Genomic DNA, 16260 nt, shown 5'->3' on the forward strand with positions numbered 1-16260 from the left:
GCTATGCCGTGCCGGCCAGCTGGGCCACGTCCTCGGCACCGTCCTCGATCAACTTCGAGGCCAGGTTGGACAGCGCCCGCCCGGCGGCCAGTTCGTCCCCGATCCCGGGGACCGGCCGGTCGCTGGGATTGCGCCGGGCGTGGGCCACGCTCTCGTGCCGTTTGCCGTCAGCAGTGAACAGCACCGCCGTGGCCGTGGTCACGGCGTCGTTGTCGTCTTCACTGATCCAGATCTGTATGTTCCACTGCTTGTAATCCATGGAGGACCACCTCCCTACCTTCGAGGATCTCTCGTGTGAGCCCAAAGGTAAAGGTCAGAGGCCTGGAGCGGTCCTCCTGAGCAGGATCTCCGGCGCGCGGCCCGCGGCCGATCGGAGAGACTGGGGCCATGACCGAGATCGCCGTCGCCGACGGCTCCTGGACGTTCAACGGCGAGTTACTGCGCATCATCCCGGGCAGCGACAAGAGCGTGCACGAGCTGCGCAAGACACTGGGCGAGGTGGTGGTCCCGCTCGAGGCGATCGCGAGCGTGGCGTTCGAGCCGGCGCGCAAGGGCGGCCACCTGCGGCTGCGGCTGCGCAAGGGTGCCGATCCGCTGTCGGATGCGGTGGCGGGGCTGCTCGGACCGCCCGCCGACCCGTACCGGCTGGCCGTCCCGAAGGACCGTACGGGCGCGGCCGAGTACTTCGCCGACGAGGTCCGTGACACCCTGCTCATCCACCAGGCCCCCACCTCCGCCTGCGAGGACTACCTCCTGCCTGGCCCCTCCGTGCCCATCTCGGCCACCGCCGGAGACGGCACGGCGCTCTTCGACGGGGAGCGGGTCCGCCTGGAGTGGACCGTGTTCGCGAGCTCGGAGAAGGAGAAGGCGGGGCCGCAGGAGTTCCCGCTGTCGGACGTGGCCGGGGTGGAGTGGACACCGCAGTCGGGCATGGGGTACGGCTCACTCCGCTTCCGTCTCAAAGGCGACGGACCGGCGCTGGCGCCGCAGAAGGACCTCCGCTGCGTGGCGTGGAGCATCCAGCGGTACGGCGGCGCCACCGCTCTGGTCGCCGCGGCGGTGCTGGCCCGCCTGCCCCGCGCGTCCGAGCTGCCGCCTCCCCCGCCGCCTTCCTTGCCGCCGCCCGTCTCCGACGACGTGCACGACGCGGTGCTGCGCCGCCTGGCGGAGCTCGGTGAGCTGCACCGGTCGGGCGTGCTGACCGACGAGGAGTTCGCGGCGGCCAAGCAGGCCATGATCCGCCGCCTCCAGGAGTCGTGACCGCCCGCGAGCCGGCGCCGGTGGAGAATGGGCGCGAAGACGCCCATGACCTGAGGAGCGAGTGTGACCCGCGACGAAGAGAGACTCCTGCGCCGCGCCATCGAGCTGGCCGCGGAGGCCCGCGCGGGCGGCAACCCGCCGTTCGGCTCCCTGCTGGCGACCTCGGACGGCACCGTCCTGGCCGAGGAGCGCAACACCTCGCTCACCGACCGCGACATCACCGCCCACCCGGAGCTGAAGCTGGCCCGCTGGGCCGCCCGCGAGCTCGACCCGGCTGCGGCGGCCACGACCACGATGTACACGAGCTGCCAGCCGTGCGGCATGTGCGCGGGGGCGATCGCCCGCTCCGGCCTGGGGCGCGTCGTCTACGCGCTCTCCGGCGAACAGCTCGACGGCCTCAAGCCGCCGGGCAGCGCCTTCGTGGACCCGCCCGCCGAGGGCCCGGCCCTGTACGAGGTGGCCCGCGTGCCGGTGGAGGGCTACTACGGTTGATCCCCCATCAACCGTTCGGAGGATGTTGAAAGCCTCGGCCGCGAACGACTCTCAATACATGACAGTCATCGAGATCGACGGCATGACCAAGAGCTACCGAGGCGACAAGGTCCTGGACGGCGTATCGCTCACGGTGGAGCGGGGCGAGATCTTCGGCATCGCCGGCCCCAACGGCGCCGGCAAGACCACCACCGTGGAGTGCGCGTCGGGCCTGCGGGACCGCGACGGCGGCGTCCTGCGGGTGCTGGGGCTGGACCCGCGGACCGACCGGCGCCAGCTGCTGCCGCGCGTCGGCGTCCAGCTGCAGGAGGCGGCCCTGCCGGACGCGATCAAGGTCGGCGAGGCGCTGAAGCTGTACGCCTCCTTCTACGACAAGCCCGCCGACTGGCGGGCGCTCATGGAGGAGTGGGGGCTGGCGGACCGGCGGCGCTCCAGCTTCTCGAGCCTGTCGGGCGGCTGGAAGCAGCGCCTGTTCATCGCGCTTGCCCTGGTCGGCGACCCCGAGGTCGTCTTCCTCGACGAGCTCACCACCGGCCTCGACCCCTCCGCCCGCCGCACCACGTGGGGCCTGATCCGCGACATCCGCGACCGCGGGGTGACCGTCGTGCTGGTCACCCACTTCATGGACGAGGCCCGGACGCTGTGCGATCGTATGGCGATCATCGATCAGGGCCGAGTCATCACCCAGGGCACCCCGGACGAGCTGATCGCCCAGGGTGGCACCGATTCGCTGGAGGACGCGTACTTCGCACTCACGGGAGGGCAGGCGGCATGAGAGGCATCACTCAGGTCATCGGGGTCGAGCTCAAGCTCATCATGCGGGATCCGATGTCGGCGTTCTTCGCGCTGGCCTTCCCGGCGATCATGCTCTGGGTCAAGTTGCGCGGCGGCAAGCCCCTGCCCGGCGGACTGCCGGCGGTGGACGCCACAGTGCCGATGCTGAGCGTCTTCGTCATCGGCTTGGCCGCGCTGGTCGTCCTGCCGGCCACGCTGGCGCAGTACCGCGAGCGCCGGGTGCTCAAGCGGATGCGCGCCACTCCCGCCTCGCCCGGGATGCTGTTCGGCGCCCAGTGGGTCGCTCACATGCTGCTGGCCCTGCTCGGCACGGCGCTGCTGGTGGTGATCGGCCTCGTGGCCTACGACCTGTCGGCTCCCGCGAACGTGGGCGCGGTGGTCCTGGCCTGGGTCCTGGCCGCGCTGAGCCTCAGCGGCATCGGCCTGCTGCTCGGGGCCGTCGTCCCCTCCGGCCGTACGGCGACCGTGATCGGGCTGAGCCTGTTCTTCCCGATGGTCTTCATCTCCGGCGCCGTGATCCCCCGCGAGACCATGGGCGGTGCGATGCGGGCCATCGGCGACCTGACCCCCATGGCCCCCGCTGTCCAGGCGATCCGCGACGGCTGGGAGGGCCACCCGGTCTCGCCCGTGTCGCTGATCATCATGATCGCGATCTGCCTCGTCGCCGGCGGCGGCGCCGTGAAGGCGTTCCGTTGGTGAGCAGCGGACCCGGTCCCAGTCGCTGGGACCGGGTCTGGCCCGTGCTCCCGTACCTGTTCATCCTGCTCCCTGCCGGCGCCTCGCTGCTCCAGCACTGGCGGCTCGACACGCTCGCTCTGACCCTGTTCGCCGTGGGCTGGCACGGGCTCATGGTCACCACCGGGTGGGTCAGGAGGCCGGCGGTGGCGATCGTCTACTTCGGCGTCCTGCTCGCCGCGATCGGGGCGCTGGTCAGCATCGACTCGCTGTTCACGGTGGCCGGGCCGGCGGCGTTCATCCAGGCCTTCGCGGTCCTGCCCCGGTGGTGGGCCTACGCGGGGGTGATGGCGACCGCGGGCGTGCTGGTCTCCATGCGGCCCGATCCCGGGCGCTCTCCTGGCCAGCTGCTCTACTCGTTCCTGGTGGCCGCGCTGGTGGCCTCCGCGATCGGCTTCGTCGTACAGACCATCTCCGACCAGAACGAGAGCCGCAAAGTGATGATCGCGCAACTCCAGGAGACCAGCGCCAAGCTGGCCGCGCTCGCCGAGGAGAACGCGGACCTGCAGGCCCAGCTGCTGACCCGGGCCCGCGAGGCCGGGGTGCTGGACGAGCGGCAGCGCATGGCCCGGGAGATCCACGACACTATCGCGCAGGGGCTGACCGCCATCGTCACCCAGATCGAGGCCGCCGAAGAGGAGCTCGACGACGTGGCCGCCGCCCGGGTCCGCCTCGACACGGTACGCACCCTGGCCAGGGACAACCTGAAGGAGGCGCGTCGTTCGGTGCGGGCTCTGCGCCCGGCGCCGCTGGCCGGATCGCAGCTCCCCGCCGCCGTCCAGGACGTCGCCGACACATGGACGCGGGCCGGCGGCGTACCGGCCTCGCTGTCGGTCACCGGCGACGCCCGCCCGCTGCACCCGGAGGTGGAGGCCACTCTGCTGCGGGTGGCGCAGGAGGCGCTGGCCAACGTCGCCAAGCACGCCTCGGCCGGACGGGTTGCCCTCACCCTGTCGTACATGGAAGATGTCGTGGTGCTGGACGTACGTGACGACGGGGCCGGTTTCACCCCGTCCGGGGAGGCAAGCGGCTTCGGCCTCATCTCGATGCGCCAGCGCGTGACCAGGCTGGCCGGCGACTTCCAGATCGAGTCGGCACCCGGCGAGGGCACCGGTCTTTCCGCCACCATCCCCGCCATCCCGGCTGAGTGAGCCATGCCGATTCGCCTGATCATCGTCGACGATCATCCGGTCGTACGCGACGGCCTGCGCGGGATCTTCACCGACGACGCGTTCGAGGTGGTCGGCGAGGCCGGCGACGGCCTCGAGGCGCTCGCCGTGGTCGGCCGCACCCACCCTGACGTCGTGCTCACCGACCTGCGCATGCCCAGGATGGGCGGCGCCGAGCTCATCCGCCGTCTCCAGGAGGAGGCCCCGGGCGTCCGCGTGCTCGTCCTGACCACGTACGACAACGACGCCGACGTGCTCCCCGCCATCGAGGAGGGCGCGACCGGCTACCTGCTCAAGGACACCCCACGCGCTGAGCTCCGCCGTGCCGTCCAGGCCGCGGCCCGCGGCGATACCGTGCTGTCCCCCTCCGTGGCGGGCGTGCTGACCCAGCGGATCCGCGCGCCGCAGCAGCAGGCCCTCAGCCCTCGCGAGCTCGAGGTCCTCTCGCTCATCTCGCGGGGCGCCACGAACCGCGAGGTCGCCAGGAAACTGTTCATCACGGAGGCCACCGTGAAGACGCACCTGCTGCACATCTTCGGCAAGCTCGAGGTCAACGACCGTGCCGCGGCCGTCGCCGCCGCGTATGAGACCGGCCTGCTGCGGCCGGGAACCTGAATCGGCCGTGCCGTAGCCATATGCATTGATGCAATGATTGCGTCAATGTATCATGACGTCATGTTGTATGCTACGCCGTCCCTCTCGGCGCAGGACAGCCGGGTTCTCGAAGAGATCGAGGCAGCCCGGCGCGCGTTGCGTCATCAGGTTCGCGCCACACCCGCGAAGTGGACTGCAGGGCTTCGAAAGTTTCTGACCGCCGACGCGGTCGCCGCCTCCAACTCCATCGAAGGCTTCAAGGTCTCCACCATCGACGTCGAAGACCTGATGGAGGGCGAGCGAGACGTGGATGTCTCAGAAGAGAACCGCGAGGAGACCCTCGCCTACCAGCTGATGATGACCTACATCCAGACTCTCCACGACGTCGAGGACTTCCACTACAGCACCGGTTTCCTCAACGCGCTTCACTGGATGCTGCAGGGCCACCGCCACACCGTGCGCAAGCCGGCCGGGCAATGGCGCAAGGGCCCCGTCTACGTCACCGACGCCCGTGATCCGAGCATCGCCGCCTACACCGCGCCCGAGGCGCCGGCCGTACCTGACCTGATGCGCGAGTTCTGCGACTGGCTCAACACCGACGGCGGCGAGAACCCGCTCATCAGAGCAGCCATGGCCCACCTGCACCTGGTCTCGATCCACCCCTGGGCCGACGGCAACGGACGGATGTCGCGCTCGCTTCAGACCCTGGTCATCGCCAGGGACGGGGTGCTCGCGCCGGAGTTCTCCTCCATCGAGGCATGGCTGGGCAGGCCGGGCAACACTTGGGAGTACTACGCCGTGCTCGGCCGACGCGGCGCAACTTATCGCCCTGATCAGGATGTCTCGGAGTGGATCCGGTTCAACCTCACCGCCTACCATCAGCAGGGTCAAACGGTAAAGGCCCGCCTTGAACGCTCGAACCAGGTATGGGTGCAGCTGGAGGAGTTCGCCCGGCAACGGCGGCTGGACGAGCGCGTGGTGACCGCGCTGCACGATGCGGCCATGTCCGGACGCGTCCGCCGCAGCCGATACGAGACCGCCGAGGGTCTCAGCGTTCAACAGGCTCAACGAGACCTGCGCGACCTGGTCACCGCCCAACTGCTCACCCCGGTCGGCAAGACCCGTGCCCGCTTCTACACCGCCGGGCCGGACTTCCCGGAGGCGGTGCTGGAGATCGCCCGGACCCCGTCGGCCCTGGTGGACCCGTACGGCCCCTGACGCTCGCGTTTCTCCGCGGCGATGGGATCGATAGATCAGACCGGGATGACGCGGGGCAGCCGAGGGGAGGCGAACCAGTTGGACTTGTGCGTGCGCAGCAGCGCCTCACCGTCGCGCTCCCAGGAGAAGTCCTTCTTCTTGAGCAGGCGGCGGAAGACCTCGCCGGCCTTGCCGGGGTCTTGCGCGGCCAGGCGGCGCAGCGGCACGGGGGTGACGTCCTGGCCGCGCAGATAGCCGGTCACCACATCGCGATAGCGCTGACGGATGATCAGTGCGGGGTTGGCAAAGGCCTCCTGCGCCACGTCAAAGTTCACATAGAAGCCGAGGCCGTCTTCTTCGTCGAAGATGAGGGCGACCTTGTCATCGGGCGCGAAGGGGAAGTCGGGCAGGTCGGGTTCGGTCCAGGGGCCGCCCTTGTTTCCGGCTCGCTCGTAGTCGTGCCGGTAGAACGCGATCATCGTCTGCTTCACCTCGTTGCCGGGGACGACGACCAGGTCGCTTCCGTACAGGTCGATGAAGGAGTCCCGCTGCTCGGCCTGAAGCCTGCGGGCCTGCTCCAGCTTGTCGGGGTTGCGGAAGACCATCTTGGGGTTCTTCATCTGCAGTTGCCGCACCCCGGCCAGCACGGCAGGCGCGTCTTCGGGCGGGAAACCCATGGACGCCCCGCTGATCATCCAGTCGTCGCCGACCGGAACGATCCCGCCGACCATCACCGCGCCCGGGGCGAGCAGATGCGTGATGCCTTCGGCACCCATGTTGGAACGGATCCGGTAGGTGAGTTCATCGACGTGATTGAACGCGACGATCCCGTCATCCCCGTACGGCTGTTTGCTTTCGAAGATCCCTTGTACGTGGTCCGACCAGCCCAGCAGCAGCGCGCGATCGGTGCCGGAGAACGTCTCGGCGAAGAGTTGGAGGACGGTCTGCCCAGATTCCAGAGGCTCGGTGTAGATGAACGACTCCACCGCCGCAGAGAAAACCGCCTCGTCGTTGACCACGCCGCCGGGGAACGCGTCGAGGATCGCCTCGGAGACCGCCCTGCCGAACCGGGGCGACATGGCGAACTCCATCAACTCGCCCTTGAGGTCCCCGGCCCGCTCCATCAGATCCATAACGCCTCCTGGGCCTTCCGACACCCGTCCCACGATATCGAGCGGAAGATGACGACCGGACCACAGTCAGTGATAGCACTGGAGGTGCGGACGCCAAGGACACCGTACTCGTCCTGCCGGTTCGCCGCAGGTGAAGGTTGACTCCAGCCGGTCCCGACGCCATGCCGACCTGTACGCGAGCAGAGCAGCGACTGGCCCAGGAGCACGACCTCGATGACCGGTATCGCAAGGAGCGGTATCCCGACCACGAGGAACTGAGCGTAAAACCCCGGCCGAGATGATCAAAGTCACACGATGTGACGAGACCAGAACGTCCGTCGCTTATCGCGCACAGGCTGAATGTCTACGCTGCACCACGAAGACGCTTTGGCTGCTTCTTCGCCTCCAGCCTGGACTCGGACTCCAGGTTGGAGGCCAGCTCATCCAACGTCTCCCCGCAACGGACGTTGGACAGCGCGTTCTCTTGGGGAACCAGGATTTTACGCATGGCCACCCAGCCTCCGGCCATGTCGTTGATCTGCCACCCCGGATATCTGTTGCTCAGCTCTCGCCAGGTCACGGTCACGGCTGCGCTCCCGCGATCATCGTTGAGAGCGGGTGAGACGCCCGCAGTTGGACGTAGCGGAGGGCGATCCGGCGGGCGGCCCGAGCAGGGTCGGCGGAAGGGTGCCAGGCATAGATGACCCGTTGCCGTCTCGGGTCCCAGCCTGTACGCCACCAGAACCGCCCGCCGTCGCACCAGACGACCAATCCGACCCAGACCGACAGCAGCGCCAGGCCGTAGCCGTCGTGGATGTCTGACGCGATCTCCAGACGGCCCAGCTCACCCTGGAGTTGTACGGCCGTATTCAGCACGTCATCTTGCCCGTCGGCGTCTTCGGAGTCGAGACCGACATCGGCGAGGGTGCTTTCTTGCATGTCATCGAAGCTAGGGATGACTCCGGCGCGAAAAACGCACACTCTGTGCGACTTGCTTGCCTGAACCTACGTCGTCGTTTGGATACGCCGCGCCAGCGATCGCAATGGCTCTGGAATGCGTGTGTGCGCCCGCATAAGTCCGGTAACCGTTTCGCGAGCCATCGGGTGATATGCCGTGTGTTGCGGTGAAAGCCGGTCGGCGCGCCTCAGAGAATCTAGGGCACGGTCCGGCTTTCCCGCCATGAGCTGCACGCGAGCCAGATCGATGTAGTGGTGAGAGGAACGCTCTGGAGAAAGAGTGGAAGGCGGCGCGAATCCTTCGTTACGCCGCAACGCCTCATCGGGATCTTCCAGTTCGATGGCGGCCGCTATCTCGTGAATGCGCACGTTGCTCGGACCGAAGGAAAGGCCGTAGTGGTTGGTGTCACGTCCAATGCGTGAGGCGTATTCCTGGGCCAGGGCCAGGTGTTCCCAGGCATCCGCTCTGCGTGGATACATGCGGGCGGCCAGGATGGCGGACCGCAGATGCATAGAGCCCGCTATGGCCAGTCCCGGTTCGCCGTCTGAGATCAACGTGTCGAATGCCCGATGAGCGCGATCGAGGAAGGTGAGACCGGCACGGTAGGCCGCCGAGGCGAAGAACACCTGAGCACGTTCTTCGGCGGCGTAGGCGAGCAGTTGCGGATCGTCGGTCTCGCGTGCCGCCTGTGTCGCCCGGTCCACGGCAACCGACGTCAGATCGACGTAGCCCAGCCGATAGGCGACGGACTTGGCCGCCACGAAGGCGTGCAACAGCATCTCGGCTACGGTCCGGCGTTCCGCGCCCTCACTGCCGTGCAGGACGAAGGCCAGTTCTTCGATCAGCCCCGGCAGTCGCTTACCGAGTTCCACGTAGTCGATCCTGTCGAGGAGGGCGGCGACCGTGCGCACGTCTTGTCGTAGCGCGCCCAAGCCTCTCGGCTCAGCCTCCGGTTCAGGCGGTACGTCCCAGTAGTTGAGGGCGACGCGAATGGCCGCAATGCTGGCGTGCACGCGGTCGGCCCGACCGGTGGACCCCCGGTAGGGCTGCCCGGTCAGTTCGGTGACGTCAACGTGCAACGCCCTGGCCACGGCCGCGATGAACCAGGGCGTCGCGGGCTTGCTGCCCCGCTCGACTTGCGACACCAGACTCTTGGAGCAGGGAACGATCATGGCCAGCCCGTCCTGTGTCAATCCGGCGAGCTTTCGGGCTTCGGCGATGCGAGGGCCTATGCCCCCTTGATCCATGATCAAGATGTTTGTGCCGACGGGGCTCATGGGTGTCACCCTTCCCGAGGTCCGGCTGCCTTTGCTCTACATGTCAGAGTAGGTGGTACGGCCGGGAGTCAGTGAGGCGAAGGCGCGATCGCTCCTGAGTGGCGTCCGCCGGGCGAAGCTGCCCCTGCCGATGGAGCTCCGGCAGAGGTCCGGGAGCCTTCTGGGAGGTCACGTACTTCTTGGTGTGCTCCTCCAGTTCGCCGATCACACTTGCACCTTGGCGCATCTCGACGATCCGCAGATGTTCGGTCCTGACGTCCTCACTATCCAGCAGATCCGAACTCTGCGTCGTGGCGATGACCTGCGTGTTGCCAGAGGCTGCGTGCATGGCGCCCAACAGCGCATTCACATGCGCAGGATGGATCGCGATCTCGGGATTCTCGATGGAGACCAGAGTGATGCTGCCATCAAGGGTGCCCGGCTGGAACAGCGCAGCCAGCACTCCAGCCGCCCGCAGCGCGCCGTCGGAAAGTTCCTGGCGGCGGAACACATTCACCTGCGGTTCGCCCTCCGCACCAGCGGGCGTACCTGCCGCCTGCCAGAAGCCTAGAACGGGATCTCCACTCCAGAATCGTCCCTGAACCGCGGAGAACTCGCCCTCCCTCCGCTCATCGATCCCAAGGCATTGGGGGATGGTGGCGCGTATGTAGGCGTCGAAATCCTCCTTCACCTGAGGAGCATCCTCCGCCAGCGCCCCAAGGACATGCCCTAGATGCTCCCCACTCGGCCCAAGCACCGAGTGGCGCTCGGTGTCGTCGTCGATGCCGCGAAGCAATTCCGTCGCGAAATCGTAGAAGCGCATGCGAAGGAGCGCCATTCCACTGCGGGGAGCGGGGTATCGAAGGCGGCAGTAGCCAGGAGCAGCCGGTCACGAGCCTGATATCCGGCTTGTCCCTCCGCGTGGACCGGCTCGCTGCCGCTGAGTCCATGAAGCGTGGCGCGGAACCACTTGGTTATGCCTCCGGGGAGCACAACCTCGCATTCCTCTCGGATCACGGCCGGGGCAGTTGACTTCCCTCCGCGCCTGCCGATCTCCAGGCCGTAGGTCACGGGAAGCAGCTGTCCTTCAGCGATCCGAAGATGCAACTCGAGGTCAATCGAGAACGAGTCGGCACGCACGCCGGCTTCGGAAGCGTGACACAACACACGATCAAGACCACCCCGCGATGCCAGAGCCTTGCCCGGTGAACTGTCCAACGCGTCAGCCACGAACCGCAGTGCGTCCAGGAAGTTCGACTTTCCGGCAGCGTTGAATCCGGCCAGGATCGTGAGCGGCCCCAACTGCACATCACAGTTGGCCATCGAGCGGAATCCCCTCACACGAACGCGTGAGACGAACGGCGTGCTACTCATGGCACATCAAATCCCTCCGCCACCAGGCAGGATCGTCTCGAAGGCCGAGATGTCGGCTCAGGCCTTCTTGACCACGCTCGACTTGAGCTGCATGGAACCGAACCCGTCGATCTTGCAGTCGATGTCGTGCCCATCCACGCCGGCGACGAGACGGATGTTGCGAACCTTGGTGCCTGCCTTGATCCCGGCCGGACTGCCCTTGACCTTGTCCCGGCACTTGAATCAGCCGTGATCGATCGAGAGATCAGCAGAGGTCGACGTTGATGTACTTGCGGGCCACCTTGTAGATCTTCTCGTCCGTGGTAACCAGAGTGCAGTCCAGCGCTTCTGCCAGAGCGACGTAGGTGGCGTCGTACCCGTTGAAGTTGGCTCGCAGGTCCCAGGCACGATCGGCGGTCACGTCGTCGGCGTGACGGATGAAGGGTAGGCCCTCCTTGACAATCCGGGCTCCCTCGGCGCGGGCCTCGCTGAGCTTCCCGCCAAGAAGCAGCCCGCGGATGGCGTTGCGGAACTCGTAGTCGAGCAGGTAAGGGATGTGGAGCCGGTTCTCGGCGATGCGTGCGAGCAGATCGTCCGCGGGAGCGTCGCCGGCCAGGGCCTCGACGAGCGCCGAGCTGTCGATGACGATCACGACTCGCGGATCTTCCGTATTTCGGTTACGACGTCGTCGTGGCTCGCCCCGCCGCCGAGCGACCGGAGAGCCTCCAGCCGCTCTCTGATCGTGTCCGGGGCAGGGGCGGCGGCGACCTCGGTAAGAATGTCGGCCACATACGCGGACAGCGACATGCGCTTACGCGCGGCCCGCGCTTTCAGCTCGGCGACCACTTCCGGGTCCAGCCCTCTGACCTGCAAGGTGGCATCCATGGTGCAAGCATAATGCTTTTTATGCATGTGATCCATGCAGGCTGCCGCTCAGAAGGAATCGCTCAGCGGTCCCAGGCCAGCAAGACCGGATCCTTCGGAACGTCGCCGGCAACCAGGCGTTCCAGCAGGCGTGGGAGATCGACAGGGAGGACCGGTTCAGTGGCGGAGCGCAGCTCGTCCAGGGTCCACCAGTGGAAGCAGTCGAGCCGGGACCGTTCGAACTCCTCCATGCCCGAGATGTCGACCTTCAACGTGGGCACGCGGTGGAAGAAGAAGTGGTGCTCCGATCTCATCAGGAGTCCGTCGTTACGGACCCAGACCCCGGCGTTGAGCGCGACCACCGGGCCGAGATCGCCGGGCTCGAGGTGATGACCGATCTCTTCCCGCAGTTCCCTGGCCGCGGCGGTCTCCGGTGTCTCGCCCGGCTCCAGCCGACCACCGGGCGTGAACCAGGCCAGGTGGTCGTTCGCCAGTCGCGGCGCCCGGTAGAGCAGCACCCGATTCTCGTCGTCCACGACAATCACGCGCGCGGCGGTGAAGGCCACCGGGGCGGGATGATGCCAGGGGATGACGTACGGCTGCGCGGGAAGGACGCCCTTGAGCAGCGGCTCCAGCAGCTCGGGCAGGTTGCGCGGGATCATCGTGTCGGTCGTGGCGCGCAGTTCGTCAAGGGTCCACCACCGGTAGGCGGCCAGCCGGGAGCGTTCGGGTCCCTCCATCGCCGACAGGTCCACGGTCACGGTCTGGGTGCGGAGCAGGAAGTAGTGGTCGGTCGTGTAGTAGAGGGTGTCGTCGGAGTGGATCCAGTAGCCCTCGCTGACGGCGACGACAGGCTCCAACGCCTCCGGTCCGACCTGCAGGCCGGTCTCCTCCCATAGTTCTCGAGCGGCGGCGACGACCACGCTCTCGCCCGCGTGGACTCCGCCGCCTGGGGCGAACCAGGCCACATCAGGGTTCTTGGTCGGCCCCTGGCCTTGGAAGAGCAGGATCCGGTCATCGCTGTCGACGAGGAGGATGCGGGCGGTGGGGCGCATGATCGGCTCGGGCACAACGATGACCCTACGTCCATGCCCAGAGCGTGCCCACCCGCTGCCAAGAATCCGCGCAACGAAGAAAACCCCAGCTCAGAAATGCAGAGCTGGGGTTTTCTCGAGGTGCGCCGCCAGGGACTCGAACCCCGGACCCGCTGATTAAGAGTCAGCTGCTCTAACCAACTGAGCTAGCGGCGCAACAGATGTAACTGTATCAGCCGCCGAGCACTGCCCGCACATCATCCGAGCCGCCCCGCCAGTCCCTCGTACGCCCCCAGAACCAGGTCCCAGAACCCCTTCACGTCCATCGAGGTCGCCACCAGCGCGTTCGCGTCCTGCGCGGTCACCTTGAAGTCCGTCACGGTCATCCCCCGCGTGTAGAGCCCGGCGGTCTCCACGTTCACCACGGCCGGCACGCAGGTGAACAGGGAGGGGTCGAGCACGTACGCCACCGCGCACGCGTCGTGGATGGCCGGACCGCCGTCGGCCGTCACCACCCCGTAGAACTGCGCGGCGGGCGCCAGCAGCAGTTCGCCCAGCCTGCCCAGCGAACGCATCCGGTCGAGCACGTCCGAGGTCACCACGGCGGTCAGCGTCACGTCCAGGCCCAGCATCTTCACCGTCCACCCGGCGCCGAAGACGATCGCGGCCGCCTCGGGGTCGGCCAGGATGTTGAACTCGGCGGCCGGGTTGTGGTTGCCGCGCGTGAACGAGCCGCCCATGATGACCAGGTCGCGGGCCCACTCCACGACGCGGGGCTCGCGGCGTACGGCGAGGGCGACGTTCGTCAGCGGTCCCACGGCCACCAGCGTGATCTCGCCAGGGGCGGCCTTCAGGGTGTCCACGATGAAGTCGACCGCGTGCCCGTCCGCCGGGCCCAGAGCCGGCGCGGGCAGCACGACGTCACCCAGGCCCGTGGTCCCGTGCACGCGGGAGGCGCGCACCGTCTCGCGCAGCAGGGCGCCGGCGCTGCCCGGCGTCACCGGGACGTTCCCCAGCTCCAGGAACTCTCTCAGGGCCAGCGCGTTGGCCGTGGTCAGGGGGAGATCGACGTTGCCGCCCACGGTGGTGATGCCCACCACGTCGAGGGAAGGGGAGCCGGCCGCAAGGGCCAGGGCGAGCGCGTCGTCGATACCGGGGTCGCAGTCAATGAGAACCTTCTTCACGAAACCGGAGGATACGCATAGATCGGGCCGGGCAGTTCCCCCAAAGCTGCCCGGCCCGATCGGCGGCGGTCCAGGCCGGTGTCTTCCCCCAAAAACACCGGCGGTCCCGCACTGGCGAACCGCGGTCCCCCTCCGCGTCCGCTTCGGTGAAGGTCTATTGGCCTCTTGACCTGCTACAACGCTACCGAGACGAATGCAACGGTCGCGTCATGACGGGGTCGAATATCTGTTTTATCCGACTAGGGAACCTCCAGCCGGACCTCTGTGCCCTCCTGCAACGATCTGCTCACCGTGCAGTACTTCTCGTGCACCCGCTCCGCGACCGCCCTGAAGACCTCGCCGGCCTCCTCCGAGGGCAGCTCCACCTCGTACGTGACGGTGACGGGGCCGAGCTTGCTCGGCTCGACCTTCTCCGCCTGCACGGTCATCGCCAGCCGCACCAGGCGGTGGCCGCGCTTGGCGGTGAGCGGCTCGACGGTCACGATGTTGCACCCGCCGACCGCCGCCAGCAGCAACTCCACCGGGGTGAAGACCCCGTCCTCGTCACCGCCGCCCATCCGCACCTCGGCGCCGCGGGCGTTCGTGGCCCGGAATCCGCCGTCCTCTGTTCGTTCGACACGCACGTTAGCCATGTTTCAGACCCTACTCAGAAAGCTTTAATGTTCATTCAGGATCGTGAGGAGCATGGCTAGCCAGGCGAATGCGAACCCCGGCCCGATCCTCTTCTGGTGCGGCGTCGCGGTGGCCGAGTTCGGCGCGATCCAGCCGGGTTTCGGTTACCCGTGGCGGCCGACGGCCTACGCCGCGGCGGCGCTGCTCGTCGCCCTCGGCTTCCTCATCGTCAAGGCCGCCGGCCACCTGCGCACCGAGGAGGCCAGGCAGCGGCTGCGGCTCGGCGGCTACCTGGCCGGCGCGCTGCTGGTGGCGCACGAGTTCAGCTCCACGGCGTACGTGACCGAGCTCAGCCGCGCGGGCTCGCTCGCCCTGTACGCGATGGCGGCCGTCATGGCGGTACGCAGCCACCGGGTGCCCGCCACGGCCAGGCCGACCCTGCTGATCGCAACGGGCCTCGACCCGTCCGCCCTGCGGGCCCGGCTGGACGGCGCGAGCGACACCGTGGCCGTCTACCGGGTCGAGCGTGCCACGGACGAGCTGCGCGACCTGGAGGCCCGCTACGGCCTCATCCTCGTCGAGGGCGCCGAGCACGACCCCCAGGCCAAGGAGCGCGTGAGCGCCTCGGGCCTGAGCCGTGAGATTCCCGACATCTCCGACCGCGATGTGGTGGTGGCGGGTCCGCGGCAGTTCAGGAGGTACATAGGCGGGGCGTTGTCACGCCTTGCGGTGCCAAGATCACAGATTCATTTCAAATCACAGCAAAAGGTTTAGGTCCACATTACGCGTCATCTGCAACGGTGGGCTGCGGACAAGGAGGCAAGGTGACGACTTTCCCCGGAAGCGCCCGTGTCGAGATGGTCATGGGCATGCCGGTCAGTGTGGACATCCGCACCGCTCTCCCGGCGCGCGAGCTGGTCCCGCTGATGGATGACGCGTTCGCCTGGCTGAGGTGGGTGGACGACACCTTCAGTCCGGTCAAGGAGGACAGCCAGATCGGCCGGCTCAACCGCGGCCAGACGATCAAGCAGATCCCCGAGCTCATCGAGGTCCTCCACCGCTGCGACGAGCTCAGCGAGGCCACGGACGGCTACTTCGAGGCGCGCATCAACGGCGTCATCGACCCGTCCGGCTACATCAAGGGCTGGGCGCTCGAGCGGCTGTCCCGCGCCCTGGTCAACGCGGGCGCGGGCGACCACCGCATCAGCGCGGGCGAGGACATCAGGGTGCGCGGCTCGGCCGCCCCCGGCAAGCGCTGGCGCGTCGGCATCCGGGACCCGCGCAAGAACGTGGTTCGCAAGGTCGTCTTCGCCCATGACCTGGGCATCGCCACCTCGGGCGGCGCTCCCGTGGTCAACCCGCGTACGGGGCAGGTCGAGGAGGGTCTCGGCTCGGTCACCGTGATCGGTCCCGACCTCGGGGTCGCCGACGCGTACGCCACCGCCATCTTCGCCATGGGATCCATCGTGGCCAGGCGCTTCGCGGCCGACCTGGCGGAGGCGGGGCCGTACCAGACGATGATCATCACGCGGGACGGGCAGGAGATCAGCACGCCCGGCCTCGCCGACTACAGCGGAGCGGAAGCACGTCTGGCCGGCTGACCGCCCTCCGGCGGGCCGCCCTCCCTCGGCGGCCCGCCGCGCTC

General features: G+C 67.8%; 21 protein-coding genes, 1 tRNA gene and 1 pseudogene. 9 read left to right on the forward strand and 14 right to left on the reverse strand.

Translation table 11 applies throughout. The annotated features are described in order from the left end of the window. Position 1: 1 nt before the first annotated feature. Entirely contained in the window at positions 2-259 is a 258-nt protein-coding gene (locus ABD830_RS23930; RefSeq protein ID WP_344991246.1) for a DUF1876 domain-containing protein, read from the reverse strand. Positions 260-387: 128 nt separating this feature from the next. On the opposite strand from ABD830_RS23930, the gene ABD830_RS23935 reads away from it, so the two are divergent. The 7 genes from ABD830_RS23935 (at position 388) to ABD830_RS23965 (ending at position 6263) form a co-directional block, all read left to right on the forward strand. After that, complete coding sequence (locus ABD830_RS23935) at positions 388-1260, forward strand: DUF4429 domain-containing protein (protein WP_344991249.1); 873 nt, start codon at positions 388-390, stop codon at positions 1258-1260. A 63-nt stretch (positions 1261-1323) separates the two neighbouring features. Then, positions 1324-1752: a nucleoside deaminase gene (locus tag ABD830_RS23940; RefSeq protein ID WP_344991252.1), complete on the forward strand. Its 429-nt coding sequence runs from the start codon at positions 1324-1326 to the stop codon at positions 1750-1752. 58 nt (positions 1753-1810) lie between these two features. After that, positions 1811-2527: an ABC transporter ATP-binding protein gene (locus ABD830_RS23945; protein WP_344991255.1), complete on the forward strand. Its 717-nt coding sequence runs from the start codon at positions 1811-1813 to the stop codon at positions 2525-2527. Continuing rightward, complete coding sequence (locus ABD830_RS23950) at positions 2524-3246, forward strand: ABC transporter permease (RefSeq protein ID WP_344991258.1); 723 nt, start codon at positions 2524-2526, stop codon at positions 3244-3246. The genes ABD830_RS23945 and ABD830_RS23950 overlap by 4 nt, the downstream gene beginning before the upstream one ends. Beyond that, positions 3243-4433, forward strand: coding sequence for a histidine kinase (locus ABD830_RS23955; protein WP_344991261.1), 1191 nt, complete (start codon positions 3243-3245; stop codon positions 4431-4433). Before ABD830_RS23950 ends, ABD830_RS23955 begins: the two co-directional genes overlap by 4 nt. Positions 4434-4436: 3 nt before the next feature. Next, a complete protein-coding gene (locus ABD830_RS23960; RefSeq protein ID WP_344991264.1) occupies positions 4437-5066 on the forward strand; it encodes a response regulator in 630 nt (209 codons plus the stop codon). A gap of 60 nt (positions 5067-5126) precedes the next feature. After that, positions 5127-6263, forward strand: a complete 1137-nt coding sequence (locus ABD830_RS23965; RefSeq protein WP_344991267.1) for a Fic family protein — start codon at positions 5127-5129, stop codon at positions 6261-6263. A 35-nt stretch (positions 6264-6298) separates the two neighbouring features. On the opposite strand, the gene ABD830_RS23970 is transcribed toward ABD830_RS23965, so the two are convergent. From ABD830_RS23970 to ABD830_RS24025, 13 genes and pseudogenes are all read right to left on the reverse strand, one after another. Further along, on the reverse strand, positions 6299-7375 hold the full coding sequence (locus ABD830_RS23970; protein WP_344991270.1) for a hypothetical protein: 1077 nt from the start codon (positions 7373-7375) through the stop codon (positions 6299-6301). A gap of 343 nt (positions 7376-7718) precedes the next feature. Next, positions 7719-7940, reverse strand: coding sequence for a hypothetical protein (locus tag ABD830_RS23975; protein ID WP_344991272.1), 222 nt, complete (start codon positions 7938-7940; stop codon positions 7719-7721). Next, the gene (locus ABD830_RS23980) at positions 7937-8293 is read right to left on the reverse strand and encodes a hypothetical protein (RefSeq protein ID WP_344991275.1); all 357 of its coding nucleotides are present in this window, start codon (positions 8291-8293) and stop codon (positions 7937-7939) included. The genes ABD830_RS23975 and ABD830_RS23980 overlap by 4 nt, the downstream gene beginning before the upstream one ends. A gap of 66 nt (positions 8294-8359) precedes the next feature. Then, positions 8360-9589, reverse strand: coding sequence for a helix-turn-helix domain-containing protein (locus ABD830_RS23985; RefSeq protein WP_344991278.1), 1230 nt, complete (start codon positions 9587-9589; stop codon positions 8360-8362). Between the two features lie 43 nt (positions 9590-9632). Further along, positions 9633-10391 carry an AAA family ATPase gene (locus ABD830_RS23990; protein ID WP_344991280.1) on the reverse strand — a complete coding sequence of 253 codons (759 nt, stop codon included), beginning with the start codon at positions 10389-10391 and terminating at the stop codon, positions 9633-9635. Further along, positions 10298-10942, reverse strand: a complete 645-nt coding sequence (locus ABD830_RS54650) for an AAA family ATPase (protein ID WP_486348596.1) — start codon at positions 10940-10942, stop codon at positions 10298-10300. The genes ABD830_RS23990 and ABD830_RS54650 overlap by 94 nt, the downstream gene beginning before the upstream one ends. 57 nt (positions 10943-10999) lie before the next feature. Further along, a pseudogene (locus tag ABD830_RS23995) lies at positions 11000-11137 on the reverse strand (PhnA domain-containing protein); the annotation flags it as partial. Between the two features lie 49 nt (positions 11138-11186). Further along, on the reverse strand, positions 11187-11573 hold the full coding sequence (locus ABD830_RS24000; RefSeq protein ID WP_344991282.1) for a type II toxin-antitoxin system VapC family toxin: 387 nt from the start codon (positions 11571-11573) through the stop codon (positions 11187-11189). Next, on the reverse strand, positions 11570-11806 hold the full coding sequence (locus tag ABD830_RS24005) for a FitA-like ribbon-helix-helix domain-containing protein (protein WP_344991285.1): 237 nt from the start codon (positions 11804-11806) through the stop codon (positions 11570-11572). Before ABD830_RS24005 ends, ABD830_RS24000 begins: the two co-directional genes overlap by 4 nt. A 62-nt stretch (positions 11807-11868) precedes the next feature. Continuing rightward, complete coding sequence (locus ABD830_RS24010; RefSeq protein ID WP_344991287.1) at positions 11869-12855, reverse strand: NUDIX hydrolase; 987 nt, start codon at positions 12853-12855, stop codon at positions 11869-11871. Between the two features lie 106 nt (positions 12856-12961). After that, positions 12962-13035, reverse strand: a tRNA-Lys gene (locus ABD830_RS24015). Between the two features lie 41 nt (positions 13036-13076). Continuing rightward, positions 13077-14003: a nucleoside hydrolase gene (locus ABD830_RS24020; protein WP_344991290.1), complete on the reverse strand. Its 927-nt coding sequence runs from the start codon at positions 14001-14003 to the stop codon at positions 13077-13079. 239 nt (positions 14004-14242) lie between these two features. Next, positions 14243-14635, reverse strand: a complete 393-nt coding sequence (locus ABD830_RS24025; RefSeq protein ID WP_344991294.1) for an OsmC family protein — start codon at positions 14633-14635, stop codon at positions 14243-14245. Between the two features lie 52 nt (positions 14636-14687). Here ABD830_RS24025 and ABD830_RS24030 point away from each other — a divergent pair, with 52 nt between their 5' ends. Together ABD830_RS24030 and ABD830_RS24035 are read left to right on the forward strand one after the other, a co-directional pair. After that, positions 14688-15389, forward strand: a complete 702-nt coding sequence (locus tag ABD830_RS24030; RefSeq protein WP_344991297.1) for a ferredoxin reductase domain-containing protein — start codon at positions 14688-14690, stop codon at positions 15387-15389. 50 nt (positions 15390-15439) lie between these two features. After that, entirely contained in the window at positions 15440-16216 is a 777-nt protein-coding gene (locus ABD830_RS24035; protein WP_344991300.1) for an FAD:protein FMN transferase, read from the forward strand. The last annotated feature ends 44 nt before the right edge of the window (positions 16217-16260 follow it).

Origin of the sequence: Nonomuraea helvata (genome assembly GCF_039535785.1) — a bacterium.
GTDB lineage: Bacteria > Actinomycetota > Actinomycetes > Streptosporangiales > Streptosporangiaceae > Nonomuraea > Nonomuraea helvata.

Excerpts from the sequence above, each read along its gene's own strand:
- ABD830_RS23950 (WP_344991258.1), top strand. The coding sequence starts at position 2,524 with ATGAGAGGCATCACTCAGGTCATCGGGGTCGAGCTCAAGCTCATCATG.
- ABD830_RS23935 (WP_344991249.1), top strand. The coding sequence starts at position 388 with ATGACCGAGATCGCCGTCGCCGACGGCTCCTGGACGTTCAACGGCGAG.
- ABD830_RS23930 (WP_344991246.1), bottom strand. The coding sequence starts at position 259 with ATGGATTACAAGCAGTGGAACATACAGATCTGGATCAGTGAAGACGAC.
- ABD830_RS23990 (WP_344991280.1), bottom strand. The coding sequence starts at position 10,391 with ATGCGCTTCTACGATTTCGCGACGGAATTGCTTCGCGGCATCGACGAC.
- ABD830_RS23980 (WP_344991275.1), bottom strand. The coding sequence starts at position 8,293 with ATGCAAGAAAGCACCCTCGCCGATGTCGGTCTCGACTCCGAAGACGCC.
- ABD830_RS23960 (WP_344991264.1), top strand. The coding sequence starts at position 4,437 with ATGCCGATTCGCCTGATCATCGTCGACGATCATCCGGTCGTACGCGAC.
- ABD830_RS23945 (WP_344991255.1), top strand. The coding sequence starts at position 1,811 with ATGACAGTCATCGAGATCGACGGCATGACCAAGAGCTACCGAGGCGAC.
- ABD830_RS24030 (WP_344991297.1), top strand. The coding sequence starts at position 14,688 with ATGGCTAGCCAGGCGAATGCGAACCCCGGCCCGATCCTCTTCTGGTGC.
- ABD830_RS23970 (WP_344991270.1), bottom strand. The coding sequence starts at position 7,375 with ATGGATCTGATGGAGCGGGCCGGGGACCTCAAGGGCGAGTTGATGGAG.
- ABD830_RS24025 (WP_344991294.1), bottom strand. The coding sequence starts at position 14,635 with ATGGCTAACGTGCGTGTCGAACGAACAGAGGACGGCGGATTCCGGGCC.
- ABD830_RS54650 (WP_486348596.1), bottom strand. The coding sequence starts at position 10,942 with ATGAGTAGCACGCCGTTCGTCTCACGCGTTCGTGTGAGGGGATTCCGC.
- ABD830_RS23965 (WP_344991267.1), top strand. The coding sequence starts at position 5,127 with ATGTTGTATGCTACGCCGTCCCTCTCGGCGCAGGACAGCCGGGTTCTC.
- ABD830_RS23985 (WP_344991278.1), bottom strand. The coding sequence starts at position 9,589 with ATGAGCCCCGTCGGCACAAACATCTTGATCATGGATCAAGGGGGCATA.
- ABD830_RS24005 (WP_344991285.1), bottom strand. The coding sequence starts at position 11,806 with ATGGATGCCACCTTGCAGGTCAGAGGGCTGGACCCGGAAGTGGTCGCC.